Annotated in this window: 16 protein-coding genes and 1 pseudogene; 5 read left to right on the top strand and 12 right to left on the bottom strand. The window is 73.4% G+C overall.

Going from position 1 to position 14839, the window contains the following annotated elements; genetic code table 11:
* Positions 1-106: 106 nt before the first annotated feature.
* From WME89_RS23200 to WME89_RS23150, 11 genes are all read right to left on the bottom strand, one after another.
* On the bottom strand, positions 107-814 hold the full coding sequence (locus tag WME89_RS23200) for a hypothetical protein (protein WP_438011293.1): 708 nt from the start codon (positions 812-814) through the stop codon (positions 107-109).
* 307 nt (positions 815-1121) lie between these two features.
* Entirely contained in the window at positions 1122-2495 is a 1374-nt protein-coding gene (locus tag WME89_RS23195) for a 3-deoxy-7-phosphoheptulonate synthase class II (protein ID WP_438011292.1), read from the bottom strand.
* A 72-nt stretch (positions 2496-2567) separates the two neighbouring features.
* Positions 2568-3551 carry a hypothetical protein gene (locus tag WME89_RS23190; RefSeq protein WP_438011291.1) on the bottom strand — a complete coding sequence of 328 codons (984 nt, stop codon included), beginning with the start codon at positions 3549-3551 and terminating at the stop codon, positions 2568-2570.
* A 67-nt stretch (positions 3552-3618) separates the two neighbouring features.
* The gene (locus WME89_RS23185; RefSeq protein WP_438011290.1) at positions 3619-5247 is read right to left on the bottom strand and encodes a serine/threonine-protein kinase; all 1629 of its coding nucleotides are present in this window, start codon (positions 5245-5247) and stop codon (positions 3619-3621) included.
* A 373-nt stretch (positions 5248-5620) separates the two neighbouring features.
* Positions 5621-5791 carry a hypothetical protein gene (locus tag WME89_RS23180; protein WP_437593914.1) on the bottom strand — a complete coding sequence of 57 codons (171 nt, stop codon included), beginning with the start codon at positions 5789-5791 and terminating at the stop codon, positions 5621-5623.
* A gap of 264 nt (positions 5792-6055) precedes the next feature.
* On the bottom strand, positions 6056-6883 hold the full coding sequence (locus WME89_RS23175) for an RNA polymerase sigma factor (protein ID WP_438011289.1): 828 nt from the start codon (positions 6881-6883) through the stop codon (positions 6056-6058).
* Positions 6880-7302 (bottom strand): hypothetical protein, encoded by a 423-nt coding sequence (locus WME89_RS23170; protein ID WP_438011288.1) that lies wholly within the window; start codon positions 7300-7302, stop codon positions 6880-6882. Before WME89_RS23170 ends, WME89_RS23175 begins: the two co-directional genes overlap by 4 nt.
* 201 nt (positions 7303-7503) lie before the next feature.
* Positions 7504-7821 carry a PEGA domain-containing protein gene (locus tag WME89_RS23165; protein WP_437627402.1) on the bottom strand — a complete coding sequence of 106 codons (318 nt, stop codon included), beginning with the start codon at positions 7819-7821 and terminating at the stop codon, positions 7504-7506.
* A 2-nt stretch (positions 7822-7823) separates the two neighbouring features.
* Positions 7824-9398 carry a glutamine-hydrolyzing GMP synthase gene (gene guaA / locus WME89_RS23160; protein ID WP_438011287.1) on the bottom strand — a complete coding sequence of 525 codons (1575 nt, stop codon included), beginning with the start codon at positions 9396-9398 and terminating at the stop codon, positions 7824-7826.
* Between the two features lie 82 nt (positions 9399-9480).
* A complete protein-coding gene (locus WME89_RS23155) occupies positions 9481-9798 on the bottom strand; it encodes a hypothetical protein (RefSeq protein WP_438011286.1) in 318 nt (105 codons plus the stop codon).
* Positions 9795-10160 carry a hypothetical protein gene (locus WME89_RS23150; RefSeq protein WP_438011285.1) on the bottom strand — a complete coding sequence of 122 codons (366 nt, stop codon included), beginning with the start codon at positions 10158-10160 and terminating at the stop codon, positions 9795-9797. The genes WME89_RS23155 and WME89_RS23150 overlap by 4 nt, the downstream gene beginning before the upstream one ends.
* Positions 10161-10272: 112 nt before the next feature.
* On the opposite strand from WME89_RS23150, the pseudogene WME89_RS23145 reads away from it, so the two are divergent.
* The 3 genes and pseudogenes from WME89_RS23145 to WME89_RS23135 all read left to right on the top strand — a co-directional run.
* Positions 10273-10431, top strand: a pseudogene (locus tag WME89_RS23145) (glutamate-5-semialdehyde dehydrogenase); the annotation flags it as partial.
* Positions 10432-10490: 59 nt separating this feature from the next.
* Complete coding sequence (gene rsfS / locus WME89_RS23140; protein WP_438011284.1) at positions 10491-11381, top strand: ribosome silencing factor; 891 nt, start codon at positions 10491-10493, stop codon at positions 11379-11381.
* 7 nt (positions 11382-11388) lie between these two features.
* Complete coding sequence (locus WME89_RS23135; protein ID WP_437516816.1) at positions 11389-11826, top strand: 23S rRNA (pseudouridine(1915)-N(3))-methyltransferase RlmH; 438 nt, start codon at positions 11389-11391, stop codon at positions 11824-11826.
* An 18-nt stretch (positions 11827-11844) separates the two neighbouring features.
* Here WME89_RS23135 and WME89_RS23130 read toward each other — a convergent pair whose 3' ends face one another.
* Positions 11845-12798, bottom strand: coding sequence for an SDR family oxidoreductase (locus WME89_RS23130; protein WP_438011283.1), 954 nt, complete (start codon positions 12796-12798; stop codon positions 11845-11847).
* A 213-nt stretch (positions 12799-13011) separates the two neighbouring features.
* Here WME89_RS23130 and WME89_RS23125 point away from each other — a divergent pair, with 213 nt between their 5' ends.
* Together WME89_RS23125 and WME89_RS23120 are read left to right on the top strand one after the other, a co-directional pair.
* Positions 13012-14100 (top strand): helix-turn-helix transcriptional regulator, encoded by a 1089-nt coding sequence (locus tag WME89_RS23125; RefSeq protein WP_438011282.1) that lies wholly within the window; start codon positions 13012-13014, stop codon positions 14098-14100.
* Between the two features lie 38 nt (positions 14101-14138).
* Positions 14139-14366, top strand: a complete 228-nt coding sequence (locus WME89_RS23120; RefSeq protein ID WP_438011281.1) for a hypothetical protein — start codon at positions 14139-14141, stop codon at positions 14364-14366.
* The last annotated feature ends 473 nt before the right edge of the window (positions 14367-14839 follow it).

The raw sequence follows: 14839 nt of genomic DNA, 5'->3' as shown, positions 1-14839 counted from the left end.
CGAGGTCAGGCGCGCAAGGCGCGCGCCCGGCGGTCGTCGGTGATCCGCGCGGGCCGCGCGCTTGCCTCCGGGTGGCGCTCCGCTCGGCGAGGACGTTACGAGGACGTCAGCAGGTCGCCTGGCGGTGGCCCTGCGCGGCGCACTGGCGCTCGGCGACCCTCGCCACGTGGCGGAGCATCCGGCTGGTGACCAGCTTCGTCAGGGGCGCCGTCAGGGCGTCCCAGAGGAAGAGCTGCCGCCGCGTCCGCGTGTCGGTCGCGCGGATCCGCGCCTCGTACGAGAGCATCGTCCGGCGCTGGCCATAGGGCGTCACGACGAAGCTCCCCGCCGCCTTGACGTGCCCGGGGCAATCGAACGCCTTGAACTCGGCGGCGGTCCGCCCCGCGAACATGCTCTCGGTGCTCATCAGGCGCGCGATCACGCCGACGGCGATCTCGGAGCCCTCCTTCTCGGCCAGCTTGATCTGCCCGTAGTCCTGGACGTTCTGGAGCGACACGCGCGCGGGCGCGGGCAGCGGCGCGAGGCCGAGCCGGCGCCGGGCGCGCCGCACTTCCGCCACGCGGAGCGCGAGGACAGCGCGCAGCAGGAGGGAGCGGCTCTTCGCGAAATCCACCCTCCGCAGCGCCGCGTACGTCACCTCCGGCGTCGCCATCACCACGATCTCGTGGTTCACGACGATGTCGGCCTCCGGCAGGAAAGACTCGAGCAGCGTAGGGCCCGCGGCGGAGCGCTGCTGTCCCTCGAGCGAGCCCTCCGTCGTGGCCTGTCCCTCTCCGTGCCGGCTTTCACCCTGTTGAGTCGAGATGTTCTGCATGGCGAACTACCCCCCACGAAGATCTGTGGGGACAGGCTCGACGGATCGCCACCAGGCGACTCCTGCTTCTGGAGCGCCAGGGAGGGAGCGCGCCAGGGGCGCCAGATGGGCTGGAATGGCGAGTCCGACAGAGAGCTTGGACCACCGAGGCACAGCGGGCACCGGGCTGAAATGGCGAGTCCGACAGAGAGCGTGGACCACCGAGTCACAGCGGACACCACGGGGATCGCGGACTCTGTGCTCTCTGCATCTCCGCGGCTCATTCCCCGGAGCTCCGGGGTGCCCGCCGCCGCGGACGTCCGGGAGATCAGCCCTTCAGGCGTCGGGAGGACTCCGCCATGCGGTGCGCGATGCGGAAGGCCATCTCGAGCGACTGGCGGTAGTTGAGCCTCGGATCGCACAGGCTCGCGTAGCGCCGGTCGAGATCGGACTCGGTGAGCCCCGCCCCGATGCACTCGGTGACGTCGTCGCCCGTGAGCTCGAAGTGGACGCCGCCGAGGTGGGATCCGAGCGACTCGTGCACCTCGAAGCTGGCCTCGATCTCGGTGAGGATGTCCTCGAAATTCCGTGTCTTGATCCCGCCGGACGTGGTCTGGGTGTTGCCGTGCATCGGATCGGACATCCAGAGCACCTTGCGCCCCGCCGCCCGCACCGCCTCGATGAGCGGCGGGAGCCCCTCGCGCACGCGGCCCGCGCCCATGCGCACGATGAGCACGATCTTGCCCGGCTCGTCCGCCGGGTTCAGCCGGTCGAGGAGGCGGATCGCCTCGCCCGGGACCGTCTTCGGGCCGAGCTTGATGCCCACCGGGTTCTGGACCCCGCTGAAGAACTCGACGTGCGCGCCGTCGGGCTGCCGCGTGCGCTCGCCGATCCAGGGCAGGTGCGTCGTCAGGTCGTAATAGCCGGGGCGGCGCGCGACCTTCCGGGTCTGCGCAGCCTCGTAGTGCAGGTTGAGCCCCTCGTGGCTCGTGAAGAACTCGACCCGCGACAGCTCCCCGACAGGCACCTCGGCGAGCGCCTCCATGAACCGGAGGGCCTCCCCGACCTGCTCGGTCATCCGCTGGTAACGCTCGCGCAGCTCGCCGGGCAGATCCGCCCGCTCGAGGAAGCTCAGGTCCCAGTACTCCGGGTGGTGGAGATCGGCGAAGCCGCCCTCCGACAGCGAACGGATGAAGTTCAGGGTGAGCGCCGCGTGCTGGTAACCCGCGACCATCAGGCCCGGATCGGGGCGGCGGGCGGCGGCCTCGAAGGGAGCCCTGTTGATGAGATCCCCGAAATAGCTGGGCAAGCTCACGCCGTCGCGCGTCTCGATCTGGCTCGATCGCGGCTTGGCGTACTGGCCGGCGAAGCGCCCGAGGCGCACCACCGGCTGGCGGGCGCCGTGCACCAGCACGAGCGACATCTGCAAGAGGATCTTGAGCTTGTTCGTGACGATGTTCGGGCGGCAGTCGTCGAGCGTCTCCGCGCAGTCGCCCCCTTGCAGCACGAACCGGCGGCCGATCTGCGCCTGGGCCAGGTGGCCTTTGAGCCGCTCGACCTCCCACGAGGTCACGAGCGGCGGCAGCGCCCGGAGCTTCTCGACGGCCGCGTCGACGGCCCCGGCGTCGTCGTAGGGGAGGGGCGCGGCGTTGGGACGTTCACGCCATGAATCGGGCGACCAGGATTGAGCAGGAACGTACATGAGTTGAGCCCTGATATGGCAAGGCTCCCACCCGCGCAACCCTCGGTCAACGTCACCGACTCTCGGGCGCGATCATGGGCGCTCGGGCTCGGGGGCCGCCCCGGGCGATGGCCCGGTGCGGGCCTCGATCGCCTGGATTGCCGCCTTGATCTCCTTCGCGATCGAGGCGCAGGGCGCCGCGCAGCGGCTCATGCCGAGAAAGCCGCATCCCTTGCTCTTGCTGACGATGAGCGGCGAGAGGAGATCGATGGAGCGCCGATCGCCGTCGGCCGCCGCGCGTGCCAGCAGGGCCTGCCGCGCCTTGCAGGACGGGGCGACGCGCAGCTCGTGCGCGATGCGCAGCGCGGGCGTCGCCCGCTCCTGGACCGCGGCCTCGGCGAAGCGGCGCGCGGCGCGCTCCTTCAGCGCCGAGCTGCCCACCGCGAGGTCGTAGAGGAGCTCCGCCCCCTGGCTGCCCATGCTGCTCGCCATGAGATCGAGCGCGGCCGCGGCCACCTCGGGCGGTCCGCCGGCGGCGCCCGCGACGACGCGCTTCACGTCGTCGTCGGCGGCCGCCCCCGGATCGAGCTCCAGGAGCCGCTTCGCCGCGGCGAGCGAGGCGGCGTGGTAAGGGGGCGGGAGCGCGTGGCGCAGCATGAGGGCCCGGAAGATCGCGGGATCCTTGGGGTAGCGCGCGGCGAGCGCGTCGAGCGCGAGCACGCCGCCCGCGGTCGCCGCCGCGAGCTCGTTGGCCGGTGCCGCGTCGCTCGGGCGCGGCGCGACAGGGCGGCGGAGCGCGGAGCCCGCCGGCCCCGCGTGCCCGACGCCCGCGGCGGCCTCGAGCCGGGCGAGCGAGTCGCCGTCGCGCAGCAGGGGGGCGGCGAGCACGACGGCCACGGTCGCGGCCGTGCCCACGACCAGCCACCGCGCCGCGGCCGGCGTCCGCGCCAGCATCGACGCGCGCGCGCCCGAGGCGGTGAGGCCGGCGGCCAGGGTGTTGCCTGTCCCGGCGAGCGAGCCCGGTCTGTCGGGGGCGCTGGCCCGGTTGGCGCCCGTTCCAGGTGCCTGCGCTGGCATGGTCCGCTCCCCTAACACGGGCCCGGGCCGCGGCCCATGGCCGGCGTCGCGCCGGCCGGCCGCGGCCTCATCGCCGCTGCTCTCGCCACTGGAACACGGCGGCCGCGAGCGCGGCGCCCACGCTGACCAGGAAGAGCAGCGCGTCCCAGACCGGCCAGGCGATGCCGACGGCCCGCTGCAGGACCACCGCTTCGAGGAGCCGCACGAGCAGCGACGCGACGCCGTAGGCCACGAGGGCGAGCACGATCGGGGTCGTGAGCCTCGGCGCGAGCGCGTTCAACCTGACGTCGTCCCGCCAGATGTGGCGAAAGACGTAGAAGCCGCCGAGCAGCCCGACGCCGAACAAGGCGCACAGGATCCCGAACGTGAGCAGCGCGGCGCCCCGGCCTGACAGCGCGCCGGCGTCGCTCTGCGCGGCGCGCGCGAGGCCGGCGAGGCTGCTGACGAGGCCCGCGCCGAGCCATCCCAGGCCGAGGCTCGCCGAGAGGAAGACCATCTGCCGCGTCAGGTACGCCTCGGACGCGGGCGAGGCGGGCAGGCCGAAGGCATACGAGAGCGCGAAGGGCCTCCCGTAGGTCACGGACTGGCGCGCGAGCGACGCGCGCGCGCTCGACGGGCCCCCGGGCGCGGCCGCCTCCTCGTACGGCGCGAGATCGCTGGCGAGCTCGCCCATCGAGGCGTGGCGGCCCTCCTTCTCCTTCGCCATGGCGCGCTGGAGGACGAGCTCCAGCCCCTGCGGGATCTCCGGGTTGAGCGACCGCGGCGCCGGCGGCTCCTCCGTCATGACGGCGAGGAGCGTCGAGGTCGGGTCGCTGCGCTCGAAGGGGCGCTGCCCGGTAAGCGCGTGGTAGAGGACGGCCCCCACCGCGTAGATGTCGGCCCGGGGATCGGTCTCGTCCCCCTTCGCCTGCTCCGGGGCCATGTAGGCCGGTGTTCCGAGCACCATGCCGGTCCTGGTGAGGGCCGACGGCTCGGAGGTCTTCGAGATGCCGAAATCGAGGACCTTCACGGTCGGACACGCCGGGTCGCCGGTCAGGAAGATGTTCTCCGGCTTGATGTCCCGGTGCACGACCCCCGCGGCGTGCGCGGCCGCGATGCCCTCGCAGACCTCGCGCGCGATCCGCACCGCCGTGCCGACCGGCAGCCGTCCTCCCGACGCGGCGAGGAGCTCGCCGAGCCCCTGGCCGTCCAGGTACTCGGCGATGATGCACGGCCGGCCGTCGTCCAGCCGGTTCACGTCGAAGATCTCGACGACGTGCGGGCTCCGGATCGACGCCGCCGCCTCCGCCTCGCGCTGGAACCGCGCGAGGATGGTGGGCTGCTGAGAGAGCTCGGGGTGGAGCGTCTTCAGCGCGAACCGCTTGCCCGGGATGCGGGTGTGCTGCGTCTCGTAGACGCGGCCCATGCCGCCCTCGCCGAGGAGGCGGGTGATGAGGTACGCGCCCACCACCGTGGTGCCGACGAGCGGGTCCACCTGCGCAGGCTGCTCGCCCGGGGCGCTGTCGACGGGCGGCGCGGGCGGACGGACCGTGTCGGCGGTCGCGTAGACCGCCTCGAGCCCGGCTGGCACCGTGAGCGGGCGAACCGTCTCGGGCGCGAGGTCGTGCGCCGCCGCGCTCCCGCCCGGGGGAGGAGGTGGTGGGCGAACCGTCTCCGCGGTCGTTGACGCGGCGGCGGCTGCCTGGGGCTGAGCCAACGCTCCGCGGACGGCGGCAAGAGCGGCCTGCCGCTCCGTGTCGCTCATGACGCGGGTGGGACCGTCGCCCTCCTCAGGCGCAGTCGAGGGCGCGCCTCCGCCAGAACGGGACGCGGGTACGGCAGGGCTGCCCGAGCGACCGGGCGAAAAGCTCGAATCCGACACGCTCAGGGCCTCGCTCCCATGAATCCTGGTTAGCCCACGCCCGAGGCGGGGGCCGACGATCCGTCGCCGAACCGCAGGCGAACACCGCGAGGCGACGCTACCACGGATCGCGCCGCGCGAGGACGCCGACCTGCCGGACCGTGATCGGCACGCGATGTCGAGGTCTTCGCGCGGCCAGTCCGGCTATCGCCGCACGGTGGTCGGCGGGTCAGCTCGCGGGCTGCTCAGCCTGGACCGGCTTCTGCTTGGCTGCCTTGCGCTGCTCCGCGTCGAGCAGGCCGATCCGCGCCTTCTGGCAGCGCTTCAGGCGCTTCTTCTTGAGCGGGGTGGCGAGCCATTCGTGACGCAGACGGACATTCCACTTCGGAGTATTGGCCATGATCGTAGGACTTTCTCTGCGGGGGCGGCGGAGACTACACAAACGTACGGGGGCGTCAAGCTACCAGTGTGGCTGCTCGCTTCGCTTTTCTTGCGCTCGCGATTCGCATTTGCCTTCTCAGCTCGCAGCTCGCTGTGAGGGGGGCGTCGCGGCGCGCGTACGCGACATATCATGCGCGCCACGTCACGCCATGCCATGCCGCGTGGGGCGGTGAGGATCGTCCGTGTCGTTCTTCTGACGTCTCGGGTGTACGTCCCCTCGCGTTCACGCGATCATGGCGCCGGCAGGGTGGCCGGGGAGCAGCGCGAGGCCGGGGCGCTCGTCGAGCTGCTGGCAGCGCCGTCGCTCGAGGCGGAGCCAGAGCGCGCGCGCCACGGGCGCGGGGACGGGCGGGAACGCGCGCGCCGCCCGTAGCAGGGACGCGGCGGCGGCGTGGAGGGGGCGCTCCAGCGCGGAGAGGGCTCGCAGCGCGCTGCGGCGCTCGCGGGGCTGGCGCGCGACGGCCGCGCGGAAGTCCTCGCGGGCGAGGCGCAGGCGGGAGCGGACGGTGTTCTCGTTGAGCTGGAGCTCGCGGGCGATGTCGGCCACCGCGACGCCGAGCAGGTCGTACATCACGAGGATGACGCGCCGCTCGGGCGCGACCTTCAGGAGCAGCGCGGTCACGAGCTCGGCGCGGTCGGCGCTCGCGAGGGCTTGCTCCGGCGTCGGCGTCGGGGCGCACCCCTCGAACGGCCAGGACGCGCCAGCGCCGGAAGGGATCTCGCGGCGCCGGTGGGCGCGCGCGTGGTAGTGGCTCACCTTCCGCCACGCGATGCCGAAGAGCCACCGGTGCAGCGCCGCCTCGGGCGTGATGCGCAGGGGCGGCGTCCCTGCCGCGGAGAGCCCGCCGCCAGGGGCCGCGTGGTAGCGCCACGGCTCGTAGGCGGCCAGGCCCCGGTAGGCGGCGAGAAAGACCTCCTGGAGCATGTCGTCCAGGTCGTTCGCCGCGACGCCAAGCCACCGGAGCGCCTGGTGGAGGAAGGGAAGGCCCACCGCGTAGACCGTCTCGAACGACGGGCACGCCGGAGCGGAAGGCGGCGTGGGCAGCGTCATCCGGAGCCCCGCGCCCCCGGCAGATCCGCGCCGGCGAAGGTGGGGTAGGGGCGCGGCGTGGGCTGACCAGCGGGCAGCTCGAGCGCCGGCGGCGGCCGGAGCCAGCGCTCGACCGGCTCGAGCTCGACGAGCATGTCCAGCGAGGTCCGGAGAGAGAGGCGGAAGTCGTCTTCCTCCGCAGCGCGAGCGCTGTGGAACGCGACATAGAACAGCACGGTGCCGAGCTGGATCGCCTGTGGATCCCCCCGGCGCTGCAGGAAGCGATCGGCGAGATCGCACAGGGCATGAAACAGGCGGCCTCCCGGACGACGGCTCCCGGGACCGCACACATCGAGCGTGGCGCGCCGGCGCGGGCGCCGGGCCGCTTTCTTGGTGACAGGCGCGCAGGACAGCGCCCTCGGACTGCTCCGGTTCGGCATACTCCGCTCCACCGCCAGGGTTGAGGTTGGGATGGGTGCTGTGGGCACCCATCACCATGGATTACGGAGAGCGCTCGAGGATGATTTCGTCTTGCGCTGTCACGCTCCGGGGGAGCGTCGCAGAACGGTGACGGTCGGTGACGGTCGGTGACGGTCGGTGACGGCGTGAGGTCCGGACGATGGTCAGCCCGGCGCCATCGTTCAATCCGGAACCCGCGTCAGCTGCACCTGGAGGTGGATCGGCGGGTCGCCGCTGTTCGCCTCGACCAGGCGATCCCAGGCGAAGTAGCCCGCCTTTTCCACGGTGATGCGGTGCGCGCCGGGCGGCAGCGCGACGCCGCGGGCGGCGACGAAGGCGAGCGCTCCGACGTACTGGTCGTCGATCGTGACCGACGCGTCGGGCACGTTCCCCTTCACCCGCAGCGACACCGTCGCCGGCGTGCGCGCGGCGCACGCCGAGAGTCCGAGCACCAGGAGCGCCGCTCGGGCGCACGTCCTCTTCGCGCTCGCGCCGGCCATCGTCACTCCCACTCGATGGTCGAGGGCGGCTTCGAGGAGACGTCGAGCACCACGCGGTTCACGCCCCGCACCTCGTTGATGATCCGCGAGCTCACCCGGGCGATGAGGTCGTAGGGCAGCCGCGCCCAGTCGGCGGTCATGCCGTCGGTCGAGTGCACCGCGCGCAGCGCGATCGCCTCGTCGTAGGTGCGCTCGTCGCCCATCACGCCCACGGAGCGGACCGGGAGCAGCACGCAGAAGCTCTGCCAGATCGACTCGTAGAGCCCGGCGGCGCGGATCTCCTGGTCGAAGATGGTGTCGGCCGCCCTGAGCACGCGGAGCTTCTCCGGCGTCACCTCGCCGAGGCACCGCACCGCGAGCCCCGGGCCCGGGAACGGCTGGCGATAGAGGATCTCCCGCGGCATGCCGAGCGCCTCGCCGGCGGCCCGCACCTCGTCCTTGAAGAGCTCCCGCAGCGGCTCGATCAGGCCGAGGTTCATCCGCTCGGGCAGGCCGCCGACGTTGTGGTGGCTCTTGATGACGGCGCTCGGCCCCTTGAACGAGACGCTCTCGATGACGTCGGGGTAGAGCGTGCCCTGGACGAGCCACTTCGCGCCCTGGACCCGCTTCGCCTCCTCCTCGAACACCTCGATGAACAGGCGGCCGATCACCTTGCGCTTCTGCTCGGGGTCGACGACGCCGCGCAGCCCCTCGAGGAACCGCGCCGACGCGTCGACGGCGTCGAGGTTCATGTGGAAGTGATCGCGGAACGTGCGCTCGACGGCCTCGGCCTCGCCCTCGCGCAGGAGGCCGTTGTCGACGAAGATGCACGTCAGCCGGTCGCCGAGCGCGCGCTGGCAGAGGACGGCGGCGACCGAGGAGTCGACGCCGCCCGAGAGGCCCAGGATGACGCGGTCGTGCTGGCCCGCCTTCTTGCGGACCGCGGCGATCGCCTCCTCCACGAACGACGCGGGGGTCCACGTCGGCGAGAGGCCGGCGACGTCGAAGAGGAACGACTGGAGGATCTCCTTGCCGCGCAGGGTATGGACGACCTCGGGGTGGAACTGGAGGCCGTAGAGCTTGTCGCGCTCGCGGGCGACGGCGCAGAGCGGGCTGCCGGGCGTGGTGCCGAGCGCGACGAACCCCTCGGGCAGCGCGACGAGGCGATCGCCGTGGCTCATCCAGACGTCGATGGCGTCGCCCTCGGCGAAGCGGGAGAAGATGCCCGTCGGGCGCTCGATCCGCACCGTCGCCGGGCCGTACTCGCCCCCGGTGTGCGCGCGCTCGACCTTGCCGCCGAGGTGGTGCGCCATGAGCTGGAGCCCGTAGCAGATGCCGAGCGTCGGGACGCCGAGCTCCAGGACCTCGCGGGAGCAGTGGGGCGCGCTGTCGCCGTACACGCTGGCGGGGCCGCCGGACAGGATGAGCGCCCGCGGGGCGAGCCGGCGCAGCTCGGCGACGGGGACGTCGAAGCGGTGGATCTCGCAGTAGACGCCGGACTCGCGCACGCGCCGGGCGATGAGCTGCGTGTACTGAGAGCCGAAATCGAGGATGACGACGAAGTCCCGACGGGGTGAGAGCATGGCTGCCGCTAGCATGGCGGGGCGGGATCCGCCAGAGTCGGGCGGCGCGAGGTACGAAGCGCGAGCGCGGCGCTCGCCGCCCGCTCGGCTCGCCGGGTCACGGCTGCGTGGGAGGTGGCGCCGGCGCCCCCGTCGGCGGCGCGCCCGTCGGTGACGGCGCGCCCGGCGACGGGGCCAGCAGCGGCGCGCCCGGCGCGGCTGCGGCGTCGTCCGGCGGCGCGTCAGGGGCCGCGGGGGCTGCCGGCGCATCGCTACCGGGCGCGCCGCTGCCGGGCGCGCCGCCGTCGAACGCGCGCGGCGGCTCGTACTCGGGCGGCGGACCCGCCGGGAGCGGCTTCGGGGAGGACGAGCACGCCGCGGCGAGGAGCGCGGCGGCGAGCGCGGCGAGCAGCGAGGCGTGGTGAGCTCGTTTCATAGCTGGACTCCGCTCCCGCCGGAGCCCCCGGCGGGAGCCGGATGCGGCGGGATCTCGGGAGGGCCGAACGGATCGGGCGGGATCTGGAGCTCCTCCGGGCCGACGTACGGCGAGGGCGGGATGGACGGGGCCGGCGGCGCTGGCGGCGCTGACTCGAGCGGCGCCCCGCGCGCGTTCGGCGCGGCGAGGGGGATGCCCGTGCTCGGGGGGGCGGGCGCGTCCTCGCCCGCGTCCGCGTCCGCGCCGCCGCACGCCGCGAGGAGCGCCCCCGCGAGCAGCAGCGCCGCGCGCGGCGCGCGCCAGGCCGGGCGGGAGCGGCATGCGAGGAGCGCCTCGCTCGAGCTTCGTAGATCGCCGCGCACGGCCGGTACGCTAGCACGGGCGCGAAGGAGAACGGTTGGCCCGCGCAGGGAGGCGAGCTAGGTTCCCGCCATGGAGCAGAGCGACGTTGATGTTGGTATCGAGCGCACGCCGCTGGCGAGCGCGTCGCCCCGGCTCAACGATGGCGGCGAGCTCGGCCTCGTCGCGGAGGTCGGCATCTCCACGACGAAGCTCCATGCCCATGGCCCCATGGGGCTCGCGCGCCCGACGGCGATCGAGCGGATCGCGCACGGCGAGGGCCAGACCCGCTGACGCGGGCGAGACGAGGGGCGCCCGGTCGAACCGACCGGGCACAAGAAAGCGAGAGAACGTTGGCGACGAAGAAGGACGCAGGCGAAGGGAGCAGCAAGCCGCGGGCGAAGTCGGGGTCGAAGGCGGGCGAGAGCGCGGAGCCTCGCACCCCGGCGCGGAAGAAGGCGACGACGGCGAAGGCGGGCGCGGCGGGGCGGGCGTCGTCCGCGACGAAGACGAAGCGGCCGGCGTCGCCCCGGATCCGCGCTTCCCACGCGGGCGTGGGCGAGCCCGGCACGAAGAGGGCGGCGGGCGCGCGCCGCGCGGCCGGCGCGGGCGACGAGGTGGAGCAGCTGGAGCGCCCGGCGCGGCCGATCCCGGCGGATCGGCCGGCGACGCGGGCGCGGCGTCCGTCGCGGGACGACGTCGACGCGCCGCGCCCCACGCGCGGCGAGGGCGGGGCGAAGGCGATGCTCCCGCTCGCGGGGCGGTCGCCGACGCGGACCAAGTCGCCGCTCGCCGGCCCGAAGCGCGCCGGCGCGCGCCGCAGCACGCCGCCGCCGGTCCCCGAGCCGTCGGCGCCGGCGCGCGAGCTCGCGCTGACGCTGGCCGGGGCGGGGCTCGACAAGAAGGCGATCGGCGTCGAGATCCTGGAGGTGGTGGGGCGCGTCGACTACGCGGACTACCTGGTGATCATGACGGGCCGCTCCGACCGGCACGTCCACGCGATCGCGACGGGCCTGGAGGAGGCGACGCGCAAGCACAACGTCGCCCCGCTCTCGATGGAGGGCCTCGCCGCGGCGACCTGGGTGCTGATCGACTTCGGCGACGTGGTGGTGCACGTGTTCCAGGAGGACACGCGGCGCCTCTACGACATCGAAGGGCTCTGGATCGACGCGGGCCGCGTGCCGGTCCCGCAGGAGGCCCCGCCGCCGGGGGCGCAGCCCGCCCCGCGGTTCGACCCGAGCTGAGCGCGCCGTGCGTCTCGTCGTCGCGGCCGTCGGGCGCGTGAAGGACAAGCCGCTGCGCGCGGCGATCGACGAGTACCTCGGTCGGATCCGCCGCTACGTGGCGTGCGACGAGATCGAGATCCCGGACGGCCCGCCGGCGAAGGTCGGGCCGCTGCTCGCGCGCGCGACGGTGGGGGCGAGCGTCATCGCCATGGAGGTGAACGGCAAGGCGCTCGGCAGCGAGGCGTTCGCGGCCGGCGTGGAGCGGTGGGGCTCGCGCGGCAAGGGGGTGGTCACGTTCCTGATCGGGGGAGCGGACGGGCTGCCGCCGGACGTGTCCGCCGCGGCGGACGACCGGTGGAGCCTGTCGCCGCTCACGTTCCCGCACCGCCTCGCGCGGCTCGTGCTCATCGAGCAGCTCTACCGCGCGATGACGCTGCTGCGGGGCGAGCCGTACGCGCACTGAGGCGTGTGGCGCGCGCGGTCACTCCTTCGGCCAGTCGGGGCAGGCGAGGTCCATCGGGCCGTTGATCCAGCTCGCGTACGCCGCCGCGTCGGCTTTGTTGTACGGGCCGATCGTCCGCGCGAAGTACTCGCCCCAGTGAGGCTGCCGGCCGTCGACGTCGGTGAAGCCGTACTCCCTGGCGAGGTCCCACGAGCTGAAGACGCGGCCTGATCGCGCCGCGACGGCCGGGTCGGCGGCGAGCGCCGCGACGGCGCGGCCCACGTAGAAGGGGGTCTCCGAGGCGATGAAGTGCGGGTCCTTGGCGACCGCGTCTCGCCAGTTCTCCTCCGTGACGCCGAAGCCTTCGAGCATGGCCTCCGAGCGCAGGAAGCCCGGCGTGATCGCGAGCGCCGTCATGGCGGGGTGGCGCCGCAGCTCCCAGGCCATGGCGAAGGCGAGGCGGATGACGGACATCTTCGCCAGGTCGTAGAAGAGGTTGCCGCGGTAGCCGAAGTTGTCGCCGTCGGTGACCTCGACGATGAGGCCCCGGTCGCGCTCGAGCATGATCGGCACCGCGTGGCGGCTGGTGATGATGTGCGAGGTGACCGCGCGCTCGAGCAGGAGCTTCCCTCTGGGCAGGGAGAGCTTCCAGAACGGCTGGCCGAACTCGGTGAGCTCGTCGCCGCCCCAGACGTCGTTGACCAGGACGTCGAGCCGGCCTTGCTCGCGCCGGATCTGCGCGCAGAGCGCCTCGACCTGCTCCTCGACGGTGTGGTCGACCTGCACGGCGACGCCGTGCCCGCCGGCCGCGGTCACCCGCTCCGCGGTCTCCTCGATGGTCTCGGGGCGCTGGCCCGTGGCGGGCCGGCCGCGGACGCTGCGCCCGGTGCAGTAAACCGTCGCGCCGGCCTCGCCGAGCGAGCAGGCGATCGCGCGTCCGGCGCCGCGCGTCGCTCCGGCGACGAGGGCGACCTGTCCTTCAAGCGGTCTCATACGGTGTGTCCTCCTTCGGGACCGGCGCTCGGTCGACGTACGGCGCGTACGGCGCGTACGGCGCCCCAGGCTCGTGCGGTGCGGCGCCGCCGGCTCCGGTCGTCCTGGGACGCTACGGGAGCATTCCTGACATCTCCTGTCATGAATTGCGCGTAGGCTTCGAGGCGGATCGGAGCAGGGGCAGGAACCCGGGGTCAGGAGCCAGGGACGGTCATGCGCGCGGATCGGCTGCTCAGCTTGATGCTGCTCCTCCAGCAGGCGAAGAGCCGGCAGCTGACGGCGGAGGAGCTCGCGCGTCGCCTGCAGGTCTCGGCGCGGACGATCTACCGGGACCTCGACGCGCTGTCGTCGGCGGGCGTGCCTGTCTACGCGCACCGCGGCCCGAACGGCGGGATCGCGCTGCTGGAGGGGTGGCAAACCAGCCTGACCGGGCTGACGCAGCCCGAGGTCCACGCGCTCTCGGCGGTCGCCGCGCCGGGCGCGCTGGCCGACATCGGGCTGTCGGCGGCGCTGGAGAGCGGGCTGATCAAGCTGTCGGCGGCGCTGCCGGTCGTGCAGCGATCCGCGGCCGAGCACGCGCGGCAGCGGCTGCACGTGGACTCGTCGGGGTGGTTCCAGGGCCGGGAGGTGGTGCCGCACCTCGACGTGCTGCGGGAGGGCGTCTGGCAGGACCGCAAGGTGTGGCTCGCGTACCGGGACTTCGACGGGGAGGCGAGCGAGCGGGTGGTGGACCCGTACGGGCTCGTGATCAAGGCCGAGCGCTGGTACCTCGTGGCGGGGGCGGAGCGGGGGCCGAGCGTGTTCCGGGGCGCGCGCGTGGAGGGGGCGCGGCTCCTGGAGGAGCGGTTCGAGCGGCCGGCGGGGTTCGACCTGGCGACCTGCTGGAAGGAGTGGTGCCAGCGGTTCGGGGAGCGCCGGGCGAGCTACGTGGCGACCTTGCGCGTGACCGAGGCGGGGGAAGAGGCGCTCCGGAGGATCCGGCCCCGCGGCGAGCACGAGCGGTGGGGGCAGGGGACGCGCGGGCGCGATGGGGCGAGGACCGTGACGGTCGACTTCGAGCGCGAGTCGATCGCTGTCTCGCAGATCATCGGCCTCGGCAGGGACGCCGAGGCGATCGAGCCGGCGGCGCTGCGGGCGCGGCTCGAGGCGATCGCGAGGGACCTCGGCGCGGTGTACGGGGCGCGCGACGGGGCGCGGGCGGCGGCGAGCGACGGGGTGGCCGCGTCGCCGGCGCCGCGGCGGGGGCGAGGCGGGCGGCGAGAGGTTCCTTCCGGAAAGATGGCTCGCCGCGGGCGAGGTTGAGGCGACAGCGCGGTGCGTGGTGCGCGTCCTCCTCCTCGGTGCAGCCACCACCTGCCGGCAGCCTCGGGCCTGAATTCTTTTTCAACCTGGAGGCTGCCGGCGACCTCGGGCTTGAATTCTTTTTCAACCTGGAGGCTGCCGGCGACCTCGGGCTTGAATTCTTTTTCAACCTGGAGGCTGCCGGCAGCCTCGGGTCTGAATTCTTTTTCAGCCTGGAGGCTGCCGGCGGCTTCGGATTCCAGAGTTGTCGTCGTTCCCGTGGCTGACTCCGCATCCGGACAGGAGCAGGCGAGCTCCCACTCCTGCACCTGAACGCCGCCGGTGCCGGTCACGACTTGCCCGCAGCAAAGGCTCACCGCGCGCAGAAGAGCCCTCCGGATGCGCGGCCGCACACGTCCTGCTTGCCGTCGCCGTTGAGGTCGGGATACGCCCGGAGGAGCGGCGCGCGGCGCTCGCGCACGACAGGGGGTCGCCGCGAGAAAGCTCAATGGATGCAGTATCTTGGCATGAACTGTGCGCGACGCCGCGGCGTACGCAGGGAGTACGGGCGAGGATGCACAGCGCGGCGTGTCAGGGGCTGGTCAGTCGACGACGGGCCGTTGGACGGCCGGAGCCGGCTTGTTCACGGCCGTCCCACGGCCGGCCGTTGGACGGCCGGAGCCCGTCTCGTTCATTGCCGGTCCGTTCAGAACGGGGTCACTCCCTGGGTGCCAGTCCGGGCGCGCGAGGTCCATCGGGC

Origin of the sequence: Sorangium sp. So ce321 (assembly GCF_051530195.1) — a bacterium.
Taxonomy (GTDB): domain Bacteria; phylum Myxococcota_A; class Polyangia; order Polyangiales; family Polyangiaceae; genus Sorangium.
The sequence above is the reverse complement of the archived record's forward strand: the minus strand, read 5'-3'. Positions and strand labels throughout refer to the sequence as shown.

Excerpts from the sequence above, each read along its gene's own strand:
- WME89_RS23200 (WP_438011293.1), bottom strand. The coding sequence starts at position 814 with ATGCAGAACATCTCGACTCAACAGGGTGAAAGCCGGCACGGAGAGGGA.
- WME89_RS23195 (WP_438011292.1), bottom strand. The coding sequence starts at position 2,495 with ATGTACGTTCCTGCTCAATCCTGGTCGCCCGATTCATGGCGTGAACGT.
- WME89_RS23190 (WP_438011291.1), bottom strand. The coding sequence starts at position 3,551 with ATGCCAGCGCAGGCACCTGGAACGGGCGCCAACCGGGCCAGCGCCCCC.
- WME89_RS23180 (WP_437593914.1), bottom strand. The coding sequence starts at position 5,791 with ATGGCCAATACTCCGAAGTGGAATGTCCGTCTGCGTCACGAATGGCTC.
- WME89_RS23175 (WP_438011289.1), bottom strand. The coding sequence starts at position 6,883 with ATGACGCTGCCCACGCCGCCTTCCGCTCCGGCGTGCCCGTCGTTCGAG.
- WME89_RS23170 (WP_438011288.1), bottom strand. The coding sequence starts at position 7,302 with ATGCCGAACCGGAGCAGTCCGAGGGCGCTGTCCTGCGCGCCTGTCACC.
- WME89_RS23165 (WP_437627402.1), bottom strand. The coding sequence starts at position 7,821 with ATGGCCGGCGCGAGCGCGAAGAGGACGTGCGCCCGAGCGGCGCTCCTG.
- guaA (WP_438011287.1), bottom strand. The coding sequence starts at position 9,398 with ATGCTAGCGGCAGCCATGCTCTCACCCCGTCGGGACTTCGTCGTCATC.
- WME89_RS23155 (WP_438011286.1), bottom strand. The coding sequence starts at position 9,798 with ATGAAACGAGCTCACCACGCCTCGCTGCTCGCCGCGCTCGCCGCCGCG.
- WME89_RS23130 (WP_438011283.1), bottom strand. The coding sequence starts at position 12,798 with ATGAGACCGCTTGAAGGACAGGTCGCCCTCGTCGCCGGAGCGACGCGC.
- WME89_RS23125 (WP_438011282.1), top strand. The coding sequence starts at position 13,012 with ATGCGCGCGGATCGGCTGCTCAGCTTGATGCTGCTCCTCCAGCAGGCG.